24 protein-coding genes are annotated in these 23,013 nt (G+C 65.4%); 10 read left to right on the plus strand and 14 right to left on the minus strand.

Features of this window, described 5'->3' with window-relative positions:
* Positions 1–70: 70 nt before the first annotated feature.
* Together AC1DCF_RS02915 and AC1DCF_RS02920 are read left to right on the plus strand one after the other, a co-directional pair.
* On the plus strand, positions 71–481 hold the full coding sequence (locus AC1DCF_RS02915; protein WP_441791067.1) for a VOC family protein: 411 nt from the start codon (positions 71–73) through the stop codon (positions 479–481).
* A gap of 34 nt (positions 482–515) precedes the next feature.
* Complete coding sequence (locus AC1DCF_RS02920) at positions 516–2,714, plus strand: DEAD/DEAH box helicase (protein ID WP_477209699.1); 2,199 nt, start codon at positions 516–518, stop codon at positions 2,712–2,714.
* Here the strand turns inward: AC1DCF_RS02920 and AC1DCF_RS02925 are convergent.
* From AC1DCF_RS02925 to AC1DCF_RS02945, 5 genes are all read right to left on the minus strand, one after another.
* Positions 2,692–4,326 (minus strand): APC family permease, encoded by a 1,635-nt coding sequence (locus AC1DCF_RS02925; protein WP_477209700.1) that lies wholly within the window; start codon positions 4,324–4,326, stop codon positions 2,692–2,694. The genes AC1DCF_RS02920 and AC1DCF_RS02925 overlap by 23 nt on opposite strands.
* Positions 4,327–4,352: 26 nt before the next feature.
* A complete protein-coding gene (locus tag AC1DCF_RS02930) occupies positions 4,353–7,421 on the minus strand; it encodes an AAA family ATPase (RefSeq protein WP_477209701.1) in 3,069 nt (1,022 codons plus the stop codon).
* Positions 7,418–8,575, minus strand: coding sequence for an exonuclease SbcCD subunit D (locus AC1DCF_RS02935; RefSeq protein ID WP_477209702.1), 1,158 nt, complete (start codon positions 8,573–8,575; stop codon positions 7,418–7,420). The genes AC1DCF_RS02930 and AC1DCF_RS02935 overlap by 4 nt, the downstream gene beginning before the upstream one ends.
* A gap of 73 nt (positions 8,576–8,648) precedes the next feature.
* Entirely contained in the window at positions 8,649–9,041 is a 393-nt protein-coding gene (locus AC1DCF_RS02940) for a PPOX class F420-dependent oxidoreductase (RefSeq protein ID WP_477209703.1), read from the minus strand.
* 49 nt (positions 9,042–9,090) lie between these two features.
* The gene (locus tag AC1DCF_RS02945; RefSeq protein WP_441791073.1) at positions 9,091–9,921 is read right to left on the minus strand and encodes an SDR family oxidoreductase; all 831 of its coding nucleotides are present in this window, start codon (positions 9,919–9,921) and stop codon (positions 9,091–9,093) included.
* A gap of 132 nt (positions 9,922–10,053) precedes the next feature.
* Between AC1DCF_RS02945 and AC1DCF_RS02950 the strand changes: the two genes are divergently transcribed.
* On the plus strand, positions 10,054–10,869 hold the full coding sequence (locus AC1DCF_RS02950) for a DUF2510 domain-containing protein (RefSeq protein WP_477209704.1): 816 nt from the start codon (positions 10,054–10,056) through the stop codon (positions 10,867–10,869).
* Positions 10,870–10,989: 120 nt separating this feature from the next.
* Positions 10,990–11,619, plus strand: a complete 630-nt coding sequence (locus AC1DCF_RS02955; RefSeq protein WP_477209705.1) for a hypothetical protein — start codon at positions 10,990–10,992, stop codon at positions 11,617–11,619.
* Positions 11,620–11,635: 16 nt separating this feature from the next.
* Here the strand turns inward: AC1DCF_RS02955 and AC1DCF_RS02960 are convergent, their stop codons facing one another.
* Positions 11,636–12,202, minus strand: coding sequence for a dihydrofolate reductase family protein (locus AC1DCF_RS02960; protein ID WP_477209706.1), 567 nt, complete (start codon positions 12,200–12,202; stop codon positions 11,636–11,638).
* A 281-nt stretch (positions 12,203–12,483) separates the two neighbouring features.
* Here AC1DCF_RS02960 and AC1DCF_RS02965 point away from each other — a divergent pair, with 281 nt between their 5' ends.
* Positions 12,484–12,843, plus strand: coding sequence for a hypothetical protein (locus AC1DCF_RS02965; RefSeq protein WP_441791077.1), 360 nt, complete (start codon positions 12,484–12,486; stop codon positions 12,841–12,843).
* 2 nt (positions 12,844–12,845) lie between these two features.
* On the plus strand, positions 12,846–13,664 hold the full coding sequence (locus tag AC1DCF_RS02970) for a hypothetical protein (protein ID WP_477209707.1): 819 nt from the start codon (positions 12,846–12,848) through the stop codon (positions 13,662–13,664).
* A gap of 24 nt (positions 13,665–13,688) precedes the next feature.
* Here the strand turns inward: AC1DCF_RS02970 and AC1DCF_RS02975 are convergent, their stop codons facing one another.
* Together AC1DCF_RS02975 and AC1DCF_RS02980 are read right to left on the minus strand one after the other, a co-directional pair.
* Complete coding sequence (locus tag AC1DCF_RS02975) at positions 13,689–14,168, minus strand: nucleoside deaminase (RefSeq protein ID WP_477209708.1); 480 nt, start codon at positions 14,166–14,168, stop codon at positions 13,689–13,691.
* Positions 14,169–14,175: 7 nt separating this feature from the next.
* Positions 14,176–14,490, minus strand: coding sequence for a rhodanese-like domain-containing protein (locus tag AC1DCF_RS02980; protein ID WP_477209709.1), 315 nt, complete (start codon positions 14,488–14,490; stop codon positions 14,176–14,178).
* Between the two features lie 176 nt (positions 14,491–14,666).
* On the opposite strand from AC1DCF_RS02980, the gene AC1DCF_RS02985 reads away from it, so the two are divergent.
* Together AC1DCF_RS02985 and AC1DCF_RS02990 are read left to right on the plus strand one after the other, a co-directional pair.
* The gene (locus AC1DCF_RS02985) at positions 14,667–15,092 is read left to right on the plus strand and encodes an OsmC family protein (RefSeq protein ID WP_441791083.1); all 426 of its coding nucleotides are present in this window, start codon (positions 14,667–14,669) and stop codon (positions 15,090–15,092) included.
* Between the two features lie 24 nt (positions 15,093–15,116).
* Positions 15,117–16,007: a TIGR01777 family oxidoreductase gene (locus AC1DCF_RS02990; protein ID WP_477209710.1), complete on the plus strand. Its 891-nt coding sequence runs from the start codon at positions 15,117–15,119 to the stop codon at positions 16,005–16,007.
* A 19-nt stretch (positions 16,008–16,026) separates the two neighbouring features.
* Here the strand turns inward: AC1DCF_RS02990 and AC1DCF_RS02995 are convergent, their stop codons facing one another.
* The 4 genes from AC1DCF_RS02995 to AC1DCF_RS03010 form a co-directional block, all read right to left on the minus strand.
* Positions 16,027–16,479, minus strand: coding sequence for a hypothetical protein (locus AC1DCF_RS02995; protein ID WP_477209711.1), 453 nt, complete (start codon positions 16,477–16,479; stop codon positions 16,027–16,029).
* Positions 16,476–17,282, minus strand: a complete 807-nt coding sequence (dapB, locus tag AC1DCF_RS03000; protein WP_477209712.1) for a 4-hydroxy-tetrahydrodipicolinate reductase — start codon at positions 17,280–17,282, stop codon at positions 16,476–16,478. Before dapB ends, AC1DCF_RS02995 begins: the two co-directional genes overlap by 4 nt.
* 20 nt (positions 17,283–17,302) lie before the next feature.
* On the minus strand, positions 17,303–17,905 hold the full coding sequence (locus AC1DCF_RS03005) for a histidine phosphatase family protein (RefSeq protein ID WP_477209713.1): 603 nt from the start codon (positions 17,903–17,905) through the stop codon (positions 17,303–17,305).
* Positions 17,906–18,015: 110 nt separating this feature from the next.
* Positions 18,016–19,371, minus strand: coding sequence for a M16 family metallopeptidase (locus tag AC1DCF_RS03010; protein WP_477209714.1), 1,356 nt, complete (start codon positions 19,369–19,371; stop codon positions 18,016–18,018).
* A 262-nt stretch (positions 19,372–19,633) separates the two neighbouring features.
* Here AC1DCF_RS03010 and AC1DCF_RS03015 point away from each other — a divergent pair, with 262 nt between their 5' ends.
* Entirely contained in the window at positions 19,634–20,242 is a 609-nt protein-coding gene (locus tag AC1DCF_RS03015) for a TetR/AcrR family transcriptional regulator (RefSeq protein WP_477209715.1), read from the plus strand.
* 39 nt (positions 20,243–20,281) lie between these two features.
* On the opposite strand, the gene AC1DCF_RS03020 is transcribed toward AC1DCF_RS03015, so the two are convergent.
* A complete protein-coding gene (locus AC1DCF_RS03020; protein ID WP_477209716.1) occupies positions 20,282–21,448 on the minus strand; it encodes an aldo/keto reductase in 1,167 nt (388 codons plus the stop codon).
* A gap of 158 nt (positions 21,449–21,606) precedes the next feature.
* Between AC1DCF_RS03020 and AC1DCF_RS03025 the strand changes: the two genes are divergently transcribed.
* Positions 21,607–22,113, plus strand: a complete 507-nt coding sequence (locus AC1DCF_RS03025) for a glutathione peroxidase (protein ID WP_477209717.1) — start codon at positions 21,607–21,609, stop codon at positions 22,111–22,113.
* A gap of 55 nt (positions 22,114–22,168) precedes the next feature.
* Here AC1DCF_RS03025 and AC1DCF_RS03030 read toward each other — a convergent pair whose 3' ends face one another.
* Positions 22,169–22,996 (minus strand): HpcH/HpaI aldolase/citrate lyase family protein, encoded by an 828-nt coding sequence (locus tag AC1DCF_RS03030; protein ID WP_477209718.1) that lies wholly within the window; start codon positions 22,994–22,996, stop codon positions 22,169–22,171.
* Positions 22,997–23,013: the final 17 nt, after the last annotated feature.

Raw genomic sequence — 23,013 nt, forward strand, 5'->3', positions numbered from 1 at the left:
GCGGGGCCGATTCCGGCTTTGAGGCGGTCACCCACTTGGGTGTCGCGCTATTCGACCCTACGATGAAGCCATGCCAACGATGATCTTCGTCAACCTTCCGGTTCAGAGCCTTAAGCGGTCGACCGATTTCTGGAAGGCCCTGGGGTTCTCGTTCAACCCCCAGTTCACCGATGAGAATGCGACCTGCCTCGTCATCGACGAGGATCACATCTACGCGATGCTGCTCGTCCCCGAGTTCTTCCAGACGTTCACCGACCGTCAGATTGTCGACACGTCAACATCGATTGAATCGATGATCGCGCTGAGCGCCGAGAGTCGCGACGCAGTCGACGAGATGGCGGATGCCGCGCTGGCGAACGGCGGGAGCCCGGCTGGCGACGCGCAGGACTTCGGTTACATGTACGGCCGCAGTTTTCTCGACCCCGACGGCCACCACTGGGATGTGACGTGGATGGACCTGAGCGCGGCACCTGCCGGCTGAACGCACTGTCACCGGCACCTGCCAAGCTAAGAGGATGACCGACACACGCGCATCCGCCCTCGCCGTCTTGCGCACGTTGGTCGGTCGCCCTGATGCCGATTTTCACGAGGGTCAGTTCGAGGCCATCGAGACCCTCGTCGATGAGCGCCGCCGGGCCCTCGTCGTGCAGCGCACCGGCTGGGGAAAGTCGGCGGTCTACTTCGTCGCCACACTGCTTTTGCGTCAGCGCGGCGCCGGGCCCACGATTCTCGTGTCGCCGCTGCTCGCCCTGATGCGCGATCAGGTCGCGGCCGCCGCCCGCGCCGGCGTGCGTGCCGTGTCGATCAACTCCTCGAACGCGCACGAATGGGGCGAGGTGCTGCAGGCCCTGGCCAACGACGAGGTCGACGTGCTGCTGGTCTCCCCCGAACGGCTCAACAACCCGAGTTTTCGCGACAACCAACTCCCGGCGTTGATCAGCCGGGTCGGGCTGCTGGTCGTCGATGAAGCCCATTGCATCTCCGATTGGGGCCACGACTTTCGGCCGGACTACCGCCGCCTGCGCGACCTCATCGCCGAGATGCCGGCAGGGGTTCCGGTGTTGGCCACGACGGCGACCGCGAACAGCCGAGTGGTGCAGGATGTCGCCGAACAGCTCAACAGCGCCGCCCACGGCAGCGCAACGCGCGACACGGAGCAGCCGGGCACCGAGGTTGTCACGATTCGCGGTCCGCTCGCCCGGGCTTCGCTGCGCCTGGGCGTGCTGCGCCTTCCCGACGCGAAGGCTCGACTCGCCTGGCTGCTCACGCATCTCGACGAGCTTCCTGGCAGCGGAATCATCTACACCCTCACCGTCTCAGCGGCCGAAGACACCGCCCGCCTGCTGCGTGACGCCGGTCACGCCGTGCGTGCGTACACCGGACAGACCGACACGGCCGAGCGCGAAGAGTCCGAGCGCATGTTGAAGAACAACGAGGTGAAGGCCCTCGTCGCCACGAGTGCCCTCGGAATGGGTTTCGACAAGCCGGACCTCGGCTTCGTGCTGCACCTCGGCGCCCCCTCCTCCCCTGTCGCCTACTACCAGCAGGTGGGACGCGCCGGTCGCGCCACCGACAACGCAGATGTGCTGTTGTTGCCCGGCCCGGAAGACGAGGCGATCTGGCAGTACTTCGCCACCGCGTCGATGCCGAACCAGGTGAAGGCCGAGGCGGTGATCGATGCGTTGCTGGCCAACGGCGACACTCCCCTGTCGACGCCCGCACTCGAGGCGCGGGTCGACCTGCGCCGCACGCCACTCGAATTGCTGCTCAAGGTGCTCGACGTCGACGGTGCGGTGCGACGCGTGACCGGAGGCTGGGTCGCCACCGGCACACCCTGGGTCTACGACCGCGATCGATACGAGCGCATCAGCGCGGCCCGGGTGGCCGAACAGCGGTCGATGATCGACTACGAGCAGACCTCGGGATGCCGGATGGAGTTCTTGCAGCGCGCTCTTGACGACGAAACCGCCGTCGCGTGTGGACGCTGCGACAACTGTCAAGCCCCCTGGTATCCGGCAGGGCTCAGCGCCGAGGCTGCCGCTGCGGCAGCACAATCGCTCGACCGGGTCGGCGTGCAGATTGAACCGCGAGCCCAATGGCCGACCGGAGTGGCGAACCTCGGCGTCAACGTGCGCGGCAACATCCCACCCGGCGAACGGCTGGCACCGGGGCGCGCGCTGGCCCGGCTGACCGACCTGGGGTGGGGCGGCGCGCTGCGCAGTCTCTTCAGCCCGCCGGCGACCGGCGACGTTCAGGGCACCGCCGGCGGCACGGCCGGGCCAAGCCCTGCCGATGCCCCGGCGAGTCCGGCGATGCTTGCTGCGTGCATCCGCGTTCTCGCCGACTGGAACTGGGACGAGCGCCCCGCTGCGATTGTCACGGTGCCCAGCCGGAGGCATCCGCAACTGATCGAGTCAGTTGCCCGCACGTTCTCCGACGCCGGGCGGTTGCCGTGGCTGGGTTCGCTCGACCACGCAGGCGGCGGGCCGACCGGTGCGTCGGGCGGAAATAGCGCCTACCGGCTCGCCAACGTCTGGGACCGTTTTGTTGTCGGTCCCGAGCTGGCCGCGGCGCTTGAAGCCTCTGCCGGTCGTCCGATTCTTCTCGTCGATGACATCGCCGACAGCCGCTGGACGCTGACCGTCACCGGGCGAGCGCTTCGTCGAAGCGGCGCATCCGCTGTGCTGCCTTTCACTCTGGCAGTGCGCTCGTAGGCCCGTCGTCGCGCGTGTTCTGAGCGGGCGCGATCTGAGCGACCGGTGCCGGATCGCCGTCGGTGTGCCGCGGGAGGGTTCGGCCGCGGAAGTAGTCGGATTTGACCACCCACCAGATGACCATGATGACGACGCCGAGAAGCAATGCCCCGATGCCGACCACCGCGACGGCGCCGATTCCGAAGATCGTGACGTTGTCACCGTTCTCGTCGACCAGCCAGTCGGCGAGTGCATATTGCTGCAACCCGTAGATGAACACGGCGGTGAGGCTCAGCCCGCCGAGCAACGGGAAGAGACCGCGCATGATCACGTTGCGAAATGAGGACCACATTGTTTTGCGGTAGTACCAGACGCAGGCGAAGCCGGTCAGACCGTAATAGAAGGCGATCATCAATCCGATCGACCCGATCAGCGCGCCCAGCAGTTGAATGCTGATCAGGGTGAAAAGCACGTAGAAGCCGATGGAGACAGCGCCCATCGCAATGGTCGACCAGGTCGGGGTGAGAAAGCGCGGGTGGATGCGTGCGAACTTCTCGGGGAGCGCTCTGAAGACGGCCATCGACAGGGTCGTCCGCGCCGTCGGAAGGATCGTGGTCTGGGTCGATGCCGCAGCCGAGGTGAGAATCGACACCGCGAGCAGCAGCGCCGCAGCATGGCCGAGCACGCTGCTCCCGAACAACGCCGGCCCAATTGCTGAGAAGACATCGGCGGCGTTGGTCTCGTTGCCGAGTCCGATTCCGCTGGTGCCGACACCGGCGAACGCGACCGCCGCGACGGTGACGAGGGCGTACGTGCCGAGCAGCAACAATGTGCTGATGATTGCGGCACGCCCCGGTGTCTTCGTGGGGTTCTCGGTCTCCTCGTTGATCGAGACGGCGGTGTCCCAGCCCCAGTAGATGAAGATGGCCGTCAGTATGGCCGGTGCGATCACCGTGCTGAAATCAAGCGTGAAGGGGTTGAACCAGTCGAGGCTCGGGATGAGTGAATAGGATTCGGCGGTGCCGGTGTAGACGCGCACGAGGGCGAAGATCGAGAAAAGCACCAGCACGAGTATCTCGATGCTGAGCAGCACATACTGGATGCGCGCCGACAACTCGATGCCGCGGTAACAGATGTAGGTCATCACGGCGATCCAGATCACGCCGGCGACCGTGGACCAGAACGGATCGTTGGCGAGATCGGCGACCCCGCTGAGACCCAGATCACCGGCGAAAATGAACGAGTAGGAGCCGGCCACCTGGGCCAGGTTCGCCATCACAATCACATCCGCGGCGACGATTCCCCAACCGCCCAGCCAGCCGGTGATCGGGCCGAATGCCCGCGCGCTCCAGGTGAACGTGGTTCCGCAGTCGGGTTCGGCCTTGTTTAACTCCTGGTAGGCGACGGCGATCAGATACATCGGAATGAAGGCGAGAATGACGATGCCCGGCGCTTTGACACCCGCGAGTAATGCGCCACCACTGGCGACGATGAATCCGAGGCTTGCGGCCAGGCTGTATGCCGGCGCCGTGGAGGCCACGCCGATGACGACACTGGAGAGAAGGCTGAGTGCGCCCCCTTTCAGGCCTTTGCTGTCGACTTGCTCAGGCTGAGGGGGAAGAGTGGTTGTCATCGGGATCTCCCAACGCCGCGGCTTCTTCAGGCCGGGGAACCGAGGCCAAAACGGTCGTTCGGGTGAGCGATCTGGCTAGTGACCGGTTTACCCCTGTTCGACGTGTTGCGCACCTGCACACACACACACACACACACACACACACACACACACACACACACACACACACACACACACACACACACACACACACACACACACACAGACGTGCGGAGACTGTCGAGGGTGCTCATCGCCGTCTCCAACGTTTCTGCATCGAGCGAGCCGAACCCTTCATCGACGAAGAGAGTATCGAGAGCGATGCCCCCGGCCTGCTCCGACACCACCTCGGCAAGTCCGAGCGCGAGCGCCAGCGATGCGAGAAACGTCTCGCCGCCCGACAACGAGTGCGTGGGTCTGGCCCGCCCGGTATGCGCATCACGGATGGCCAGGCCGAGCCCCGACTGGGCACCTCGAAATTGCAGCGAGTCGTCATGCTCGAGCAGGTAGCGTCCGCCGGTCATCGTGCGGAGTCGCTGGTTGGCGGCCGCGATGATCTCTTCAAGCTGAGCCGCAAGCACATACGTTTCAAGTCGCATCCGTTTGGTGTTGGGCTCGTCGCCATGCACAACGGCCGCGAGTTCGCGCACCTGGGTTTGGGTGACGAACAGACTGTCTGACTCCTCGAACTGCAGGATCGCGTCGGCCACCAAGGCCCCGATCTGACGCGCCCGTTCGACGAGGGTGCTCTCGATGGAACGGGCAAGGTCGCGCTCTGCGACAGCCCTGTCGGTCACCTCGTGCGCCGCGTGCAGATCAATGAGTTCGGCGGGAAGATCGGCCATTCCCGGTTCGTCGAAAAGCGCTTGCACGACAGCGAATTCGTCGTCGTAGCGTCGCAGTGCCTCATGGTGCGCGGCGATGACAGCATCGGCGATCCGGGCCGCGAGCGCGGCCTGCTGATCGGCAAAGCCCTCGGCGAGTAGTTGCGTCTGCACCTCCGCAACAGCAAGAGCGAGCGAGACCTGACGCTGCGTGCTGATCGCCGCGGCGTCACCGATGCGTCGCGCCGCCTCGAGTTCGCTCTGCAGCCGTGCCGCTCGATCCGTGACGGTGGCGAACTCGCCGCGGTGTTCGGCGGCACGCGCGAAAATCGACGAGCGCCTGCTGCGCAATTCTGTGGTGAGAGTGGATGCCGTGTCACGGGCCGCTTGCGCATCAGTCTGCTCGGCGTGAGCCAGAGCCAGTTCGTCACGCAGCGCGACCAGCTGCTGCTCCAGCCGACTGACGTCGTCACGGGCCGCCAGCGCACGGTCGAGTGTGGAGTGAGCGACGGCCCGTTCGGCCTCGAGCTGGTCCGGCTTTTTGTCGTTGGCTCGCGTGCGCGCTTCGGCCACTGCCAACGCCGCGGATTGAACCTTCTGCTGGGCGGCTTCGAGGCCCCGGTAGGCCGCGGCCTGGGCGCTGCGGGCCAGCTCGACGTCATTCTCGTTCACAGGCACGGCCGTGCGGGTCGCCGGAGCCGGGTGCTCCGCCGAACCGCACACGGCACAGGGCTGACCGTCGACCAATTCTGCGGCCAATTCTGCGGCGTGACCGGCCAGGCGCCGCTCCAGAAGGTCATCGTAGGACGTCGCCGCGGCACGGTTCGCCGCAGCGGCTGTTTTCTCGAGCTGTTCCGCTCTGATGAGTTCAGGTTCGAGGCGCTGCACCGCATCGATTGCCTCCGCCTCCCGCTCCAGTCGCGAAAGTTCCGCCCGAGCCTCGACCTCCCTCGCTGCCCGGAGCGCGGCGTCAGCGCGCTGTTCCGCTGCAGCGTCAATGCGCCCGGGGAGCACTGAGATGAGGGCCTGCACTCGGGACAGTGCTTCGGAAGACTCGGCCAGACTCGTCTCCGCGACATCGAGGTCACGGTCGAGGCCCGGCACCAGCTGTTCGGACGTGACAATCTCGTGCAGCGAGCCTTGGATCCCAAGAATCTCATCGATCGTGGCTTGGAGCGTCGTGGCCTCGACACGGAGGGCCGATTCTCCGAGCTCAGACCACAACTCCCGCGCGGCCGCCTCGTCGGCGAGAGCCAGAGCGCGGGCGCCCTCGGCGTCGGCCAGCGCGCGAATCTGCGGCACGACTCGGGCCGCGCGCTCGGCCGCGGCCACCGTTCTGCGCAGGGCATCGATCTCGTCCCGGCGACCTTCGAGGGCATCGCGAGTGATCCGCGCGGCGTCCCGGCGCTCCTGCCGCCCCCTCAGCGCGCTCTGGCGCTGAAGTTCCTCCGTCGCCGCCGACACGGCGCCATCCGCCGCCGCCGCAGTGGCTGCAGCCACGGCGCACTCGGCGGCAAGCTCGGCCTGCGCCGTCTCGAACCATTCGCGCGACGGTGACGCAGGCGGGGCATCCAGTTCAAGCTGGTGCGCGATCGTGGCGGCGAATCCGCCGATCTGCTGCTGGAGAACGCCGAGCTGCTCGCCCAATACCTTGCGCCGGGCGAGCAGCTCCGACTCGAAACGTTCGAACCGCGCGGTACCGAACAGTGTGCGGAGCACGGCCCGGCGATCGTCGGTCTTAGCCAGTAGAAACTTTTGGAACCGGTTCTGAGCGAGCAGAATCACCTGCAAGAACTGGTCTTGTTTCAGCGGCAGGATGCGGCTGAGTTCGAGGCCGACATCGACAGGGCGTGCGGCGACGCCGCGCCATCCGTCGCCGCTCGGCGCGTCGGTCGTCAGAGCGTCGCTGCTCGACGCGGGGTCGGTGTCTTCTCGTACGTCGAGTCGAGCGTCGGGCTGCGAGGTCGTCGTTCCGCCGCCTCGCTTCTTCGGCCGATCGAAGCGTGGGGTGCGGTAGATGCGGTAGTCGGTGTCGCCCATTGCGAACTCAAGCTCGACGAAGGTCGGGTCATCGGGTTCGCAATGGTCGCTGCGCAACTGAGACTCGGTGCCGTCGTAGCGGGGAACACTCGCATAGAGCGCAAAACAGACGGCGTCGAGGATGCTGCTCTTGCCTGCACCGGTCTTACCGGTGATCAAGAAAATGCCGTCGTCGTCGAAACGCTCGAAGTCGATGAGTTGCTCGTCTTTGTACGGCCCGAACCCGGCGATGCGCAGTTTCTTGATTTTCATTCGACACCCTCTGAGCTCGGCACCTGCACGGAGGCGAGAACCTCGGCGACAAGAGTGCGTTCGAACTCGGTCGGTCCGACTCCGTTGCGCACCAGCTCGAGAAAACTTGCGACGATGTCGGGGTCAGTCTGAGATTTGATGCGCTCGGAATAGCTCGTCGAGCGGTCGTCGACGACGATTGCCGGGCGGTGATCGAGGGCGACGCAGTAGGGAAAGCGCGTCTGGAGCTTGCGCATGGCGTCAAGCGGGCGCACCTGATCGGTCAGAATCGCCGACACCCAGTTCTGTTCGACAGCGGCATGGGCCTCGTCGGTGAGAATCTGGTCAAGCTCGCCGGTGAGCACCGACAGGGAGCGCGGGATCGGCAAGTCGATCCAGTCAACGCTCGCGAGGCCGTCGGCATCGAGCTCGACCAACCAGCCGCCGCGGGGTTTGCCTGCCTCGGAGAATGAGTAGTGAAGCGGCGCACCCGAGTAGCGCACCCGTTCGCTCAACGTGGAGCGACCGTGAATGTGCCCCAGTGCCACGTAATCGGGGCCGTCGAACACACTCGCGGGCACCAGGTCGAGGCCGCCCGCGCTGATGTCCCGTTCCACATCGCTGGCGCTGACGCCTGCGGCGAAACAATGCGAGAGCACGACTGAACGGTCCCCATGCGCAGAGATGTCGGCCCGGATCTGCTGCATGGCGAAGTCGAGAACCTGCTCGTGGGTGCGCAGCTCGACATCGGGATGGTGGTGCCGAATCAGCGCGGGCTCGAGGTAGGGGATGCCGTAAAACCGAACAGGGCCGTGCGCATCCGTCACGATGATCGGCTCGCGATATTGATCGTGCCTGGTGACCACGTGGATGCCGGCCAGGCCCGCCCACTCAGACTGAAAGCCGAGGCGAGCGGCCGAGTCATGGTTGCCGCTGGTCATCACGACACTCGCACCGGCGTCACGCAGCGCACGCAGCGCACCGGACAGCACCGTATAGCTCTCGGCCGACGGCACCGCGGAATCGAACACATCGCCGGCCACCGCAACAACGTCGATCTGCCGGGTGCGCACCACGTCAACAAGCCCATCGAGCACCATTCGCAGGTGACCGACGGTCGAGTGCGTGTGAAAGGTACGACCGATGTGCCAATCAGACGTGTGAAGGATCTTCATGCTTCTCACGCTAGCGTCGACCTCTGACAGAACTGTCGCCGACAGACCCACCATCAGCGTTTGCGCGGGTGCGCTACTTGCGGGTGGTCTTCTCCACACTCATCACCAAGATGACGCGATCGGCTTTGTCGGCCGGCGCCGGTGACTGCGCGTCGCCGTAGCGCTGCCCGAGGTGCACATAAAAGGCCCCCTCCGGGTCGGCAATCACGTCAACCAGACGGCCACGCACCTCCAGGTAGCGGAACGGGTTGGCCGGATCCAGGACCATGACCGTCATCGCCGGGTTCAGCTGCAGGTTGCGAAACTTTGCACGCTTCGACGTGTGGGTGAATCTGATCGTCTCACCGTCGAACTCGAACCACATCGGGTTGACCTGCACGGCGCCATCCGGCCGGATTGTGCCCAGACTGGCGAAATGCGGCTCGGTGAGCAGGTCAAGCAGGTCAGCGGGGATCTTGGTCGTCATGCTCAGATACAACCAGCCGCTCGGCTATTTCTTCCGCGCGACTCTCGAACTAATTGAGCACGTCTTCCAAGGTGCGCGGTTCGTGCCCAGTCAGCCGGCGCACATCGTCGGTGATGTGGGCGAGCTCGCCGTCGGCGATTGCCGTGTAGGTGCTCACCCAGGCCTCCACCTGCCAGTCCGGCGCGCCATAGTGAGCTCGCGACGCATACGCTTCGTCGAGTGTTTCGTTGATGAACGTGAACCGGCGACCGGTGGTCACGGATGCCCGGCGCGCGATGTCGCCGAGGGTCAATGCTTCGCCTCCGGTCAACTCATAGATCGTGTCGTGGTGCTGCTCGGGGTGTTCGAGCACCGCCACGGCGGCATCCGCGACATCGGCGCGAGCGACGGCCGCAGTCACACCGTTTCCGGACGGACCCCGGATCACCCCGTTCTCATCGGCGAAGTGCGGAAGCAGATCGAGGTAGAAGTTGTCGCGCAGAAAGGTGTAGCCCAGGCCGGAGTCCCGAATGGCGTCTTCGGTGGCACCATGATCGCGCGCGAGCGTGAAGCCGGCCGCGTGACCGGCGCCGACGAACGAGGTGTAGACGATGTGGCGCACCCCCGCGCGAGTCGCCGCCGCGACGAAGCTCAGGTGTTCGCTGACTCGCTCGGCGGATTCGTGGGCAGACACCATGAACGCCACGTCCACCCCGGCGAGTGCCTTCTCCACTGCGTCTCCGTCACCGTACGTGGCAACGGCGATTTCGGCACCCGGAAGCTGCGGCGCACGGGCCGCATCCCGCACGATCAGCCGTAGCGAATGCCCCCGGTGCGCAAGTTCGGAAGCAACTCGTCCCCCGATATGCCCCGTCGCTCCGGTCACTGCGATTCGTGTCATGCTGCCGTCTCCTTCATCTCGCGCTCGTGTCGATCTCAGTTGATGGTGCTCTCCGCCCCCGCAATGGGGTTGGCGTCCCCGCAATGAGTCGGGCACGCTCGAAGTAGACACGGCACGACGGGGGAACACATCATGACAGAACAACCCGGATTCGTCGCGCCAGCCGGCTGGTACGTCGATCCGACGACTTCGATTCATCTGCGCTGGTGGAGCGGCCTCGCCTGGACGGAGCACGTCGCCCCGATTCCCGAGGTCTCGACGACCCCCGACGACTACCGAACGGCCGCCCCCACCACGTCCCCCGTGCCTGCAATGGACCTCGAGTCAGCACACGCCGGGGCCGCCGACGAGAACGTTCCGCTCCCCCCTCCGCCGATCTCCCGGCTCGCTCCGGTGTCGGCGTACGGCTGGGCGCGCGAGGAAAGCAAGACTGAGATCGCCCCGCGTTGGACCCTTCCGGTCGGACACAGCCTGGAGTTCACTGCGATTCCAAGCCGCTGGGGCTCTGTGTCGGTCTGGGTGATTGCGTTCGCCCCCTGGATGTCGGTCGTCGCGTTCTTCGTCATGCTTCTGCTGGAGGGAATCGGTGCGCAACTCTGGCTGCAGTACGCCGCCGTCTCGCTGCCCTGGCTGATCACCCTGGCAGCTGCTCAGCGGGACGTGAAGCGGCTCAGCAGTTGGGGCCATCGAACGGTCGCCCCCTGGGCCTGGGCGCTTCTCGGCGCTCCCGCCTACCTCATCGCGCGCACCGTCGTGCTTCGACGCACTGCCGGTCTCGGCTCTGCCCCGCTGTGGGTGTGGATCGCCAACTTTCTGCTGGTGGTCGGGCTGGGTGTGTTCATCGTCGTTGTTTTCGCGGCGGTTCTCGCGTCGCTCTCTGGCTCCGGGTTCGACGGCACCCAGCTGAGCAGTCTGCCGGCGGCGATCGGGCTCGCACGCGTCGTCTGACCGTCATCCTCCGCTCCCAGGCTGGGCACCGGCCGTACCGGTATCTTTGAGCCCACCGGCTCAAGCAACGAAATTGAGCCGCGCATTGCTGGTGAATTCACCGACTGAAGGAGCGAAATTATGGGCTGGCTCGATCGAATCTTCGGCCGCGAGGAAACACCCTCCCGTCCGACGGCGAACCGCCCGGCGCGCTCCGACGATGACATCGCCATCGAGCGCTACCGCTACCTGCTGCGCACAGCGCCGCCGGAGACGATCGAAGCGGTGCACCAGGAGGCGTTTTCAAAGCTGACCCCGGCTCAGCGCGACCTCCTCTTTGAGCAGCTTCAAGCCGACGCCGCGGCCGGCGAACGCCCGACGACGAACGACCCGGCCAGCCTGGCGCAGGCGGCGACGCGCTCCGAGCTGCGTAATCCCGGGTCGATGGAGCACACGCTCGGCGCTGCAGGCCAGCGGGGCGGCAGCCTGGGCTTCGGCGGCACTTTCGCAAGCTCGCTCATGGGAACCGTGACCGGATTCGTCATCGGCTCCGCAATCGCATCGGCTTTTCTTCCGGATGCCGGTGGCTCAGTCGACGCCGCAGGTGCCGACGGCGATTCGTCCGGCGACGGCAACGCCGATGGCGGTGGCGATTCCGGGGGCGACTTCGGCGGCGGCGGTTTCGACGATGGCGGCTTCGGCGGCGGCGACTTCGGTGGCGGCGACTTCGGTGGCGGCGACTTCGGTGGCGGCGGCGACTTCGGCTTCTAGCCGCACAACCCTCGACCTAGAGGTCGGCCGAAAGCACCTCGTAGCTGGCCTGTGTGAAGCCGGCACCCAGTTCGCGCGTCGCGGTGAGCCTCAGATGGACCCGCTCGTCGAGTGGCCCGAACAATGACGCTCCGGACCCGAGCAAGACGGGCGCCTGCGTCAGCGTCATCTCGCTGATCAACCCTCTGCGCAGGAACGCCTGAATCGTCTGCCCACCATCCACATAGACCCGTTTCATTCCCTCGCGCTCGAGCGTCGCCACGACGTCATCGAGATCCGTGTGCACGGTCGTGTCGGGAGCGGCGGGAGTACCCGGTGCGACCGGAGCGCCATCGGCGCCGAGCGTGCGGCTGAGCACCAGCACGCGTTTTCCGGCATACGGCCACTCGCCGAAGCCGAGCACCGTGTCGAATGTCTTGCGTCCGATCACGAGCGCATCGACCGAGGCGAAAAACTCGTCGTACCCGGTCTCACCGAGTGTGTCGTTCTCGTCGGTCAGCCAGTCAAGTTCGCCGTTCTCGCCGGCGATGAAGCCGTCCAGACTCGTTGCGATGAAAACGGCTGCCACAAAGTTCGCTGTCATGACTCTCACGCTACCGGGGCCCGCAGACACCATCACAGCCGATGCCGTCTGCGCGAATGAGCAACACGTCAATCGAATCGATTGTTGACGACTGCAACCTGCCCGGGCTCATCGACTGATATGTTATCGCTCGGCGTCTGCCAGGCCCGCGGGATCAATTCTTTCCCGAGTGGCCAGCGAGGGGGGCAGATCGCGTCATTCAATGGGCCAAAATCCACCCCGTCATCCGTGTCGTTCGAGGCTGAGTTAGCCAGGCACTCACCAACGAGGAGTATCCAAGCATGACCACTACACCTGAATTCACCAGCGGCTTCGGTGCCACCATCACATCTGGCATGAAGTGGTTCGCCAAGCAGGGGCAGGTCGTGATCGAGGAAGGACACCTCGGTCTCCTGCGCGACAACGGAGACCTCATCGACAGTGCACCGATCTCGGATGTTCAGATCAAGAAGGCGATGCTCTATTCCATGATGCCCAGCATCCAGATCGCATTGAACGGCACGAAGTACAAGGTGAACCTCTCCTACACGGCAAACGACGCCACCCTCGGAGCCGACCGTGCGAAAGAGATTCAGGAAAAAGACAACGAGGCGCTCTTCGAGGTCGTTCGCCGACTCGGCGGCCAGGTCGGCAAAGCCTAGGCATGCGCAGTCGTCGCCACGCTCACCATCGCGCCTCTGTGGCGAAGGCGATTGCTGACGAGGGCGGTTACGACTACCGTCCGCAGGTGGTCAACCCGCCGGTGTCTGGCCTCCTGTTCGCCAACACCAATCACGTCGTCATGAGCGACGTCGTCGACGCCACTGCCACCGCGACCCCGTTTGTGTTCGGGACGCTTTCGGCCAGGGGCGGACGAGTACGGGACGCGAAGCTCGTGATGATCGTGTTGCCGAGGCCGGTGCCGAACATGGTGTTGCTCAGCACGGGTGAAGCCGTGCTGAGCAAGGCCGGGGTCGCGCTGGACGAGGGCCAGCGCCTTGCCCTGGAGGGCGACTTCGATACAACGTTTACGCTGTATTGCCCTCGCGAATACGAGACCGACGCGCTCTACATCTTCACACCCGACCTGATGGCTCGCCTGGTGGATTCTGCCGCTGGATGCGACATCGAGTTCGTCGACAATCGAGTCCTCATCTACGCACCACCCGCCGCGTTCGCGACGAAAGCCGCTCTCTCGGTCGTGCCAGAGTTAGTGCGTTTCCTTGAGAGCAAACTGCGCCGACAGACACACCGCTACCAGGACGACCGACGCGACAATGCATCGGTCAGCGACCCATTTCGCCGTGCCCAGATCACCGCCCTCGGCGGTGCCGACACGCACTTCCGGGTTGGGTTGCGCGGACGCCGCCTCCGTCGTCGCACAACGTTCTGGCAGAAGGTTGGAATCGGTCTCGCGGCACTTCTTGCAGCGACGGCAGCCGTCTACTGGATTGCGGCTGTCCTCAGTGCCTTCATGCCCTAGAGTCCCCCGCCCGGCAGGCGGCGCTCAGCCCCAGAAGCCGTCGTGCACCGCTGCCGCCTCCTCGCGCAGCGCCGGGCCGACCACAACGGTGGCCCTCTGTCCTGCGGCGAAGACCGTGCGGCAGGGCAGGCTCATCGTCGGGTTCTCAGGGTTCGAGCCGGTGATCGCCAGCAGGTCGCGCTCGCCCAGCGCGTAGACGACGCGGCCGACGCCGGCCCAGTAGATCGCGCCGGAGCACATCGCGCAGGGTTCACAGCTCGTATAGAGCGTGAAGTCGCGCAGTTCGGTGGGTGTGTAGCGGTGCGACGCCAATCGAATGAGCGCCGTCTCCGCATGCGCCGTGCAATCGGCGTCGGTGGTGACCGAGTTCTCGGCCTGCAGCACGACGGTGCCGTCGGCATCCGTCAGCACCGACCCGAACGGATGGTTGCCGTGAGCGACCGCGCTGCGGGCAAGGTCGATCGCGTCTCGCAACCGCGCCAGGTCGCGTTCAGTCGGCTGCACTGAGGGATCAGACAAGCGCTGCGCCGGTCTCGACCGGGTGTCCCTCGGCCTGCCAGGCCGAGATTCCGCCGGCGACGTTGATCGCATCGAAGCCCTGCTGCTCGAGGTAGGCCGTGACCTGGGCGCTGCGACCCCCGGCGTGGCAGAGCACGTACAGCGTGTCTTCGCGCGGCACCTCGGCCAAGCGGCTGACAAACTCACTCATCGGAATGTGTGTCGAGCCGGCCAGGTGCGCCTCGGCATACTCGCCGTCTTCGCGCACATCGAGCACCACTGCGGTGCTCCCGAGTGCCGCAAGTTCCGAAGCTGTGATTTCCTGCATGGTCGTGCCCTTTCTCGAAGCTGCTGAGGGATGCCGGTCGTCACTGCGCGACAACGACAGCGAACCGGTCCCCACGACTGATGCTAGCTGCCCGGGCTTCGAGTGGGCTTGTAGTTCCGCGATGACTCAGGCGAGCCCGACGGATAGGCTGAAGACTCACTCTTGGAGGAAACATCATGGCACTCACCAGCGAAGCAACGACGGTCTGGAACGGACCGCTTGCGACAGGTTCCGGAAACGTCACACTCGATTCGTCGCACGCCGCCGAATTCCCCGTCAATTGGAAGGCGCGCTCTGAAGGCGCCCCGAACACCACCAACCCCGAGGAACTTCTCGGCGCGGCACACTCCGCCTGCTTCTCGATGGCGCTCTCCCTCGCTCTCGCTGAGGCGGGCCACACGCCCGAATCCATCCAGACCACCGCTGCGGTCACCTTCCAGCCCGGCGTCGGCGTCGTCGGCAGTCACCTGCTGGTGAACGCCCGTGTTCCCGGCCTGACCGCCGAGGAGTTCGAGGTCATCGCCGAAGACGCCAAGGTCAACTGCCCGATTTCGAAGGCTCTGACCGGCATCCCGATCACCCTCGAAGCAGAACTCGCCTAACCGACTCGCCCAGCGGAGACCGACATGCGAATTCTCGTCAGCGGTTCCTCCGGCCTGATCGGCACCGCGTTCTCCCGGGCGGCCACAGCAGCCGGACACACCGTGTTCCGGCTCGTTCGTCGGCCGCCCGGCGCACGCAATGAGATTTCTTGGAATCCCCCGGATCTCTTCATCGAGCCGACTGTGCTCGACGGCTTCGACGCCGTCGTGAACTTCGCGGGGGCGTCATTAGCCCGCCTGCCCTGGACACCCAGGTACCGCACCGAGGTTCTGCGCTCCCGCGTTCAAGCCACGCGCACCCTGACCGACGCGATGCACCGGGCCGCGCGGCCTCCTCGCCTGCTGCTGAACGCCTCGGCCACCGGCATCTACGGCGATCGCCCCGGTGAGGTTCTGACCGAGGATGCCGAGCCGGCCGACAACTTTCTGGCCGGCGTCGTCGCCACCTGGGAAGCCGAAGCGCACCGCGCCCCTGAGTCGACGCGGGTGGTGACCTTTCGCACCGGTCTCGTACTCGCCCGGCATGGCGCACTGGCGCCGCTGATCCCGGTGACCCACCTCGGGCTTGCCGGCCCGCTCGGTCGCGGCACCCAGGTGTGGCCGTGGATCAGTCTCCTCGACGAGGCAGCGGCCCTGGTTCACCTGCTCGATTCCGAACTGTCCGGACCGGTCAATCTCGTCGCTCCACACCCCGCCAGCGCCAACGACGTGATGCGCGCCCTGGCGCACGCGCTGCACCGGCCGTTCCTCCTGCCCGTGCCCGAGAAAGTGCTCACCCTCGCACTCCAGGATGCAGCGCGGCAGCTGCTCCTGGCCGATCAACGGGTCAGCAGCCAGAAACTGCAGGACGATGGTTTTCAGTTCACCCACCGCACGCCGACAGCGGCGATCGACTGGATGCTGCGACAGAGCTAGTCGAGCGTTGCGAAAGCGATCAGGCGGTCGTGTGCTCCGCACGTTCGAGCGTGATTGCCATGCGAATCGCCCGTCGTGCCCGACGGCGGTCCCCCGACGCGTCATAGGCGAGTCCCAGCCGGAACCAGGCCTGCCAGCTTTCCGGTGCCGCATCGACCTCGGCCTGGTAGCGCGGGAACTCGGCATCCGCCGCGTCGCGCACCGGACGCCCGCTCGCCCGCACCGGCAGCTGCTCCATCGGAAGTGCGCCCTGCTCCTCGAGCAGTTTCACGAGGCGTTCCGACCGCGTGCCGAACTGAATTTCACGCACCAGCGCCCAGATCCCGATCAACGGAAGCACGAGAAGTGCGATGCCGATCACAATGCCGACGCTGTCACCGCTGCCCAGAAACAGCACCGCTCGCCAGCCGATGACCACGATGTAGAAAACGAGAAGTGCCGCCATCACGAGGGCGGCGATCCGACCCTTCACGCGGAGATCTCCGAAGACTCCGGAGCCGGCACGCCGGTCGCCGGCACGGGACCTGTCTCGTCCGCCCGGCCCAGCCCGAGGTCGAGCAGCGCATCGAGCCCGACGGTCACCCCGCGCACCGACCGGGTCGCCGCCAGGGCGATCAGGATCCCGCGCTCATACGACGCGGCCGAGAGCGTGTTGTGGCTGATCGTGAGCGTTTCACCGGTTCCGCCGAGCAAGACTTCCTGGCGGGCGAGCAGCCCATCCATCCGGATGCTGTGCACCGGAACGCTGGCGATCTGCTGGCCGCGCGCGCGCTGATCGGTGTGCGGCGCCGAGACCGGCCCAAGCGCCGCTCGTGCGCGCCCGATCAGCTCGGCGGTGCGCACCGCGGTGCCAGAAGGCGAATCGACCTTGCCGGCGTGATGGGCTTCGACGATCTCGATGGAGTCGAAGAACCGGGCCGCCTGAGCGGCGAATCCGCTGGCAAGCACGGAGCCGATTGAGAAGTTGGGAATGATGATGACGCCGGTCTCGTCGTTGCCGTCGATGCGGCTGGCGAGCGCAGTGATGCGGTCTTCCGACCAACCGGATGTCCCGACCAAGACCCGCAAGCCGTTGGCGGTGGCAAAGTCGACGACATCCTGGCTGACGCCCGGAACCGTCATGTCGACCGCCACATCCGCACCGAGCATGTCGGAGAGCGGGCTGCGGGAGTTCAACTGGGCGACAAGTTCGTAGCCCTCGGCATCCTCAACGAGTTGGCAGACCAGGCGGCCCATTTTTCCTGTCGCGCCGATGACGGCAACCCGTGTAGTCATGGGTCTAATCTACCGTTCGCCTAGAACATCAGCGGGTCAGGCAACCCCGTGCGCAACTCCACCGGCAGGTGGCCGAGGTCGTTGTGGGTGACCAGCGTCCACGGGCGACCGGGCTTCTGCTGCAACACCGTGAGACCACAATTGGCTTGATTGATGCTGATCCAGCGCCAATCGGGCGCCCCCAGAACCTCCCGCACAAACCAGGCGATCACAAAATTGTGGGTGATCAGCAGGTCGTGACGCTCGCCGGGTCGTGCCTGCAAGAATTCGGCAGTCGCATCCTCCATCTGAGCCCGGCCTGCCTCGATCTCCGCCTCGGTGACCGCTCCGAAGAACGGCGCGTAGACCGACGGCATTTCCGGCGCTTTACCGGAGGGGATGCAGTCGAACAGCAGCGGGGACGGCTCAGAGACCAGCGACGGCAACCGTTCGGCGATGATCTCAGCCGTTGCGGCAGCTCGCTGCAGCGGTGAATGCCAGGCTCCGGTGAACGGAACCCCGCCGAGACGCTCAGCGATCAAATGTGCTTGACGACGCCCCCGCGCCGAGAGTGGGCCATCAGGAAGACCGTGCTCTGCATCCTGTTGCTCGCCGTGGCGCACCAAGTAGATGTAGTGGGTCATCGTTGTCCATTTCGTTGTACCGCTTGTCTTGCTGGCAGGCGGTGCACGAGCGTGCACTGCCGAGGAGGAAGAAGCGCCGGAGTCACCCAAGGCGGGGCGCCGGCCGGCGGCTAAGGTCGAACGCCCGCGGGAATGATCGAGTCGAACGTGTTGTCGTCGAGCGCACCGACGGCGGCGACCGAAATCGGGCCGGACACGAGCTCGGCGGCGAGGCTCTGCACGTCATCCGCGGTCACCCGGTCGAGGCGACGCAACGCCTCATCAAGGTCGGCGAACTCGCCGAGGGTGATCTCTGAGCGGCCGAGACGCGACATCCGAGTGTCGGAATCTTCGAGCGCCAGGGCGGATGCGCCGGCCAGCTGACCTGCTGCGCGCTTCATCTCGTTGGCGGTGACACCGTGTTCGGCGAGACGGTGAAGCTCGCTCATCAGGATGTCGGCGACCTGGCCGGCCTTGGCCGGAGTGCAGCCCGCATACATGCCGAACAGTCCGGCGTCGGAATAACCGGGGGCGAAGGAATACACCGAGTAGGCCAGACCGCGCTTCTCGCGCACTTCCTGGAACAATCGCGACGACATGCCGCCGCCGAAGATCGAGTTGAGCACGCTCATCGTCACGCGACGGTTGTCGGAGGCGACCAGGCCGGGCATGCCGATCAGCATGTTCGCCTGTTCCAGCGGACGCCGGACGATGGTGACGGGGTCGCCCTGGCTGATGACGGCCGCATGATCGGTGCGTCGACCGACCGGTGTCGCCGCGACGTCGAGGTCCCAGCCGGCACGCAGGAGCCCGGCGGTGACAAGGGTGACCAGCAGATCGTGGTCGACGGCACCGGCGACGGTGACGACGAGGTCTTGCGGCCGATAGTTCGCGAGATAGTGCTCGTGAACGGCGTCGCGGGTGGCCGCGAGAATAGTTTCGGGGCTACCGCCGATCGGGCGACCGAGCGGGTGCTTGCCCAGCACGGCTTCGAAGAAGCGCTCGTTGGCGACATCCGCCGGGTCGTCGTCGGCCATGGCCAGCTCTTCGAGGATGACCCCGCGTTCGTTCTCGAACTCGACAGGGTCGAGCAGCGAAGAGGTGAGCATGTCGGTGAGCACCTCGACCGCCATGCTGAGGTCGCGGTCTTGCACCTTGGCGTAGTAGCAGGTGTATTCCTTGGCGGTCATCGCATTGTGCTCGCCGCCGACCGAGTCGAAGGCCACTGCGATGTCGAGCGCTGAACGCTCGCGTGTTCCCTTGAAGAGAAGGTGCTCAAGAAAGTGAGTCGAGCCGAAGTGGCCCGGCGTCTCATCGCGTGAGCCGACGGCAACCCAGAGGCCGATCGTCAGGCTGCGGCTGCCCGGAACCTGCTCGCTCAAGATACGAACGCCGCTCGGCAAGACACTCCGTCGAACGCGCGAATCACCCGCCGCCTGAAAAGAGAGTTCGGGCAGGTCTAGGGGAAATTCAACTGCACCGTTCATGTCCCCACAACCTTACGACACCACTCCGATATGCGGGCCGCCACACCGGTAATGCCCCCCTAGACTGGTCTGTCTCCAACTGTGCTACTGTCTGGATGTTGAACGCCGACGACCACCCCAAAACGTCGGTTTTCGCGTGGGTTTCACTGGTCTCCTGCACAGCGAGGCTCGACCGTCGCAGTCGACGGTTTCTACGAATCCGGGTGCCCTAGCACTCGCAGAACACCGCTGGGAAGCAATTCCCACAAAGGAGTCGGACCGGATGGCCGAGTTGACCGATTTGGCCGTCCGACCGACGACTCACGCCAAGGTGCGCATCCTCGCCACCGCCGACGAGCTGTTCTACAGCGAGGGCATACACACGGTCGGTGTCGACCGCATCATCGGTGAGTCCCGCGTGACGAAGGCGACCTTCTACAAGTACTTCCGTTCGAAAGACGGCCTGATCGTCTCCTACATCGAGGGCCGCGACAAGCGTGCCCGCGAGCAGCTGAACGCAGTCGCCGAACGTCATGAATCACCGGCTCGCCGCCTTCACGACATCGCGTACACGCTGGCCGCCGAGGTGCGCACCGATAGTTTTCACGGCTGCCCGTTCATCAACGCTGCGGCGCAGTTCGCCGATCCGATGCACCCGGTGCGACAAGCGGTGAGCATTCACCGTGAGTGGTACATCTCGAGCATCGAGGACCTGTTTCGGGGAATGGGACACCCGCGTCCCGGCGATGCGGCCGACGACTTCTTTCTCGCCAGGGACGGTGCATTCTCCGGCGCCAACCTCGGCGACCCGATCGCGGCGCAGGCCGCCCTGATGCGCGCCGTTCAGCGAGTGATCGAGGAAGCGGCCGCCGAGGCGGCTCAGGCCGGCTAGGCCCCTGACTGCAGTCCCGGGGTCGGTCAGCTCTACAGTTCAGGGCAGGTCGCTCAGTTTCTCCGAAGCTCGATCGAGCTCGTGCATCTCACTGCGGAACAACCGGATCTCCGCCGCGGCCATGATCGCATCGAGCTGTTCCGGCCGGCTGACGCTGGCAACCGGCGCGAACATCCCCTTGGCCGACAACCAGGCCAGGGCGATCGTGGTCGAAGCGACCCCGCGTGCTTCGGCGACCCGGCGCAGCGCAGCAAGCGCCCGCAGCGAAGACCGGTTGAGGTACGGCGCGATCAGGTGTCCGCGTACGTCGCCAGAGACATCTGCCTTGGCATGATATTTACCGGTGAGAAAGCCGTGGGCCAGAGCGAAATAGGGCATCACCGCGAGACCTTGCGCGCGGGTGACCACCGACAGGTTTGACTCGAAATCGACCCGGTGCACCAGGTTGTAGTGGGTCTGCAGGGCGACGAACCGGGGCAGTCCGTTTGCCGCGAGCACCCGAGCCTCCATCAGTCGTTCCGCGCTGTAGTTGGACGCTGCGAGGTTCTTCACCAACCCGGCGCGCATGAGTGCGTCAATCGCGCCGAGACTCTCTTCGAGGGGCACTTTCTTGTCGTCCAGGTGCAGGTAGAGCAGGTCGATGGAGTCGGTGCCGAGCCGTTCCAGTGAGGCATGCACCGCGCCGATGATGTTGTCGGGGCTGAGACCGGGAAAGTCACGATTGCGCCCGATCTTCGTGGCGACGACTGTCGTGTCCCTGGCACGCCTGCTCCGCATCCAAGCGCCGAGCAACACCTCGCTGCGCCCTGACGCATAGCTGTCAGCGGTGTCGAGAAAGTTGCCCCCGAGGTCACGGTGACGGTCGAGGATGCGCATACTGGTGTCACCATCGGCGGTCCAGCCGAACACGCTGCAGCCCAAGGCGAACGGGTACACGGAGAGTTCCGTGTCGGGCAACCGCCGCCGGAACGCCGGAACGGAGGTTGCTCCGGATTCGGTTGTCACGATCGGTCCGGTGTGCTGAACCTCGATCGGCTCCGAGCGTGTCTGAAGCTTCACATCGACGGGGCCGACGTGTGATGCGGGGGTCGGGCTGGGCGGAGTCGTTGTGGGTACCGAGGTTGCGGCCGGAGTGTGAGAGGAAACAGCGGATTCAGAACGCTGGGTTCTGATGCCGGCGGTGATGGTGTCAACCAAGCGGCCCATCCGCTCCCCTCCCTCTCAAACCTGACAGTAGACCCGGCCTCCGACGTTGCTGTGAATGACGCGTAAACCGTTACCGAATATTCATCGCCAGCTAACTCCTCGGCAAATCTTCGGTCAACGTGCAGACAAAAACTGCACCAGAGAGTTAATCTGGTGCAATGTCTGAATCCGCGCTGTACGACATCCCCCTCACCCTCATCGACGGTACGGAAACCACGTTCGGCCAATTCGCCGGAAAGACGGTTCTCGTGGTCAACGTGGCGTCGAAGTGCGGATTCACTCCGCAGTATGCGGGCTTGGAATCGCTGTACACGAAGTTCGCCGACGACGGCCTCGTGATTCTCGGGCTCCCCTGCAACCAGTTCATGGGTCAAGAGCCCGGAACTGAAGAAGACATCGCCGAGTTCTGCGACCTCAACTATGGGGTGACGTTTCCGTTGACCGCGAAGGTCGATGTGCGAGGCAAGCACCAGCATCCGCTCTATGCCGAGCTGACGCAGTTCAAGCACGGCGTGCTCCCCGGCCTGATCAAATGGAACTTCGAGAAGTTTCTGATCAACTCCCAGGGCGAAGTGATCGACCGTTTCAGTTCGGCCGTCGAACCGGAATCCGACGCGATCGTCAGCGCGGTCGAGTCGGCACTCGCGGCCGAACGCGCCGCCTAACGACTCACGCCGCTTCGCGACTTACGCGGCCTCGCTCCTCACGCCGCCTCCTAGCTCAGTCGCCCGGAAGCGGAATCCCTGCCCGCTGCAACACCGCTTCAGCGTGCCGCAGAAGCGGTGCATCGACCATCTGCGCATGGTGTTGAAAGACTCCTGGTTGGGATTGCGCTGCGCGGAGGATGTCGGTGGCCGCGGTGATCTGCGCCTCGGTGGGCCGGTAGCCGCCCCGGATCGGCTCAACCTGACTCGGGTGGATGCAGGCCGTGGCGCCAAACCCGCTCGCTGCGGCATCCTCCGCCTCGCGAGCGACGCCGGCGAGATCGGCGATGTCGAGGTGCACCGTATCGATTGCCACTTTGCAGTGCGCCCCCGCGGCCAGCAGAACCTGGGATCTGGCGTGCCACGCCACATCGCGGTAGGAACCATCGGGTCGACGGCTTGAGGTTCCGCCGAGCGAGGCGATGAGGTCTTCGGCGCCCCACATCAGCGCCACAACGGTGTCGACGGCGGCGATCTCAGCGGCGGCAATCACACCGGCCGCGCTCTCGCACAGGGCAATGATCTGAAAGCCGCGCTGCGCGGCAAGGGCGGCTGCGCTCTCGGCCTTCGGCACCATGATCGTTCGGTAGTCGGTCGATTGCAGCGCCGCCAGATCGAGCCCATGATCAGGCGTTCCGAGTGCGTTCACCCGCACAATCGTGCGCGCCGGATCCTGCGGATGCGCGATCAACGCCTCCCGCGCGGCCGCGCGGTTCGCCGGAGCGACCGCGTCTTCAAGGTCGATGATGACCGCATCGGCCCGTTCCACCGCGCGCCCGTAGCGGTCTGGCCGGTCGGCCGGACAGAACAACAATGCCGGGCCCAGCGCGAACGGTGTGGGCACCGAGCCGTTTGACGGCG

The organism is Leifsonia sp. 10L418 (assembly GCF_056395445.1).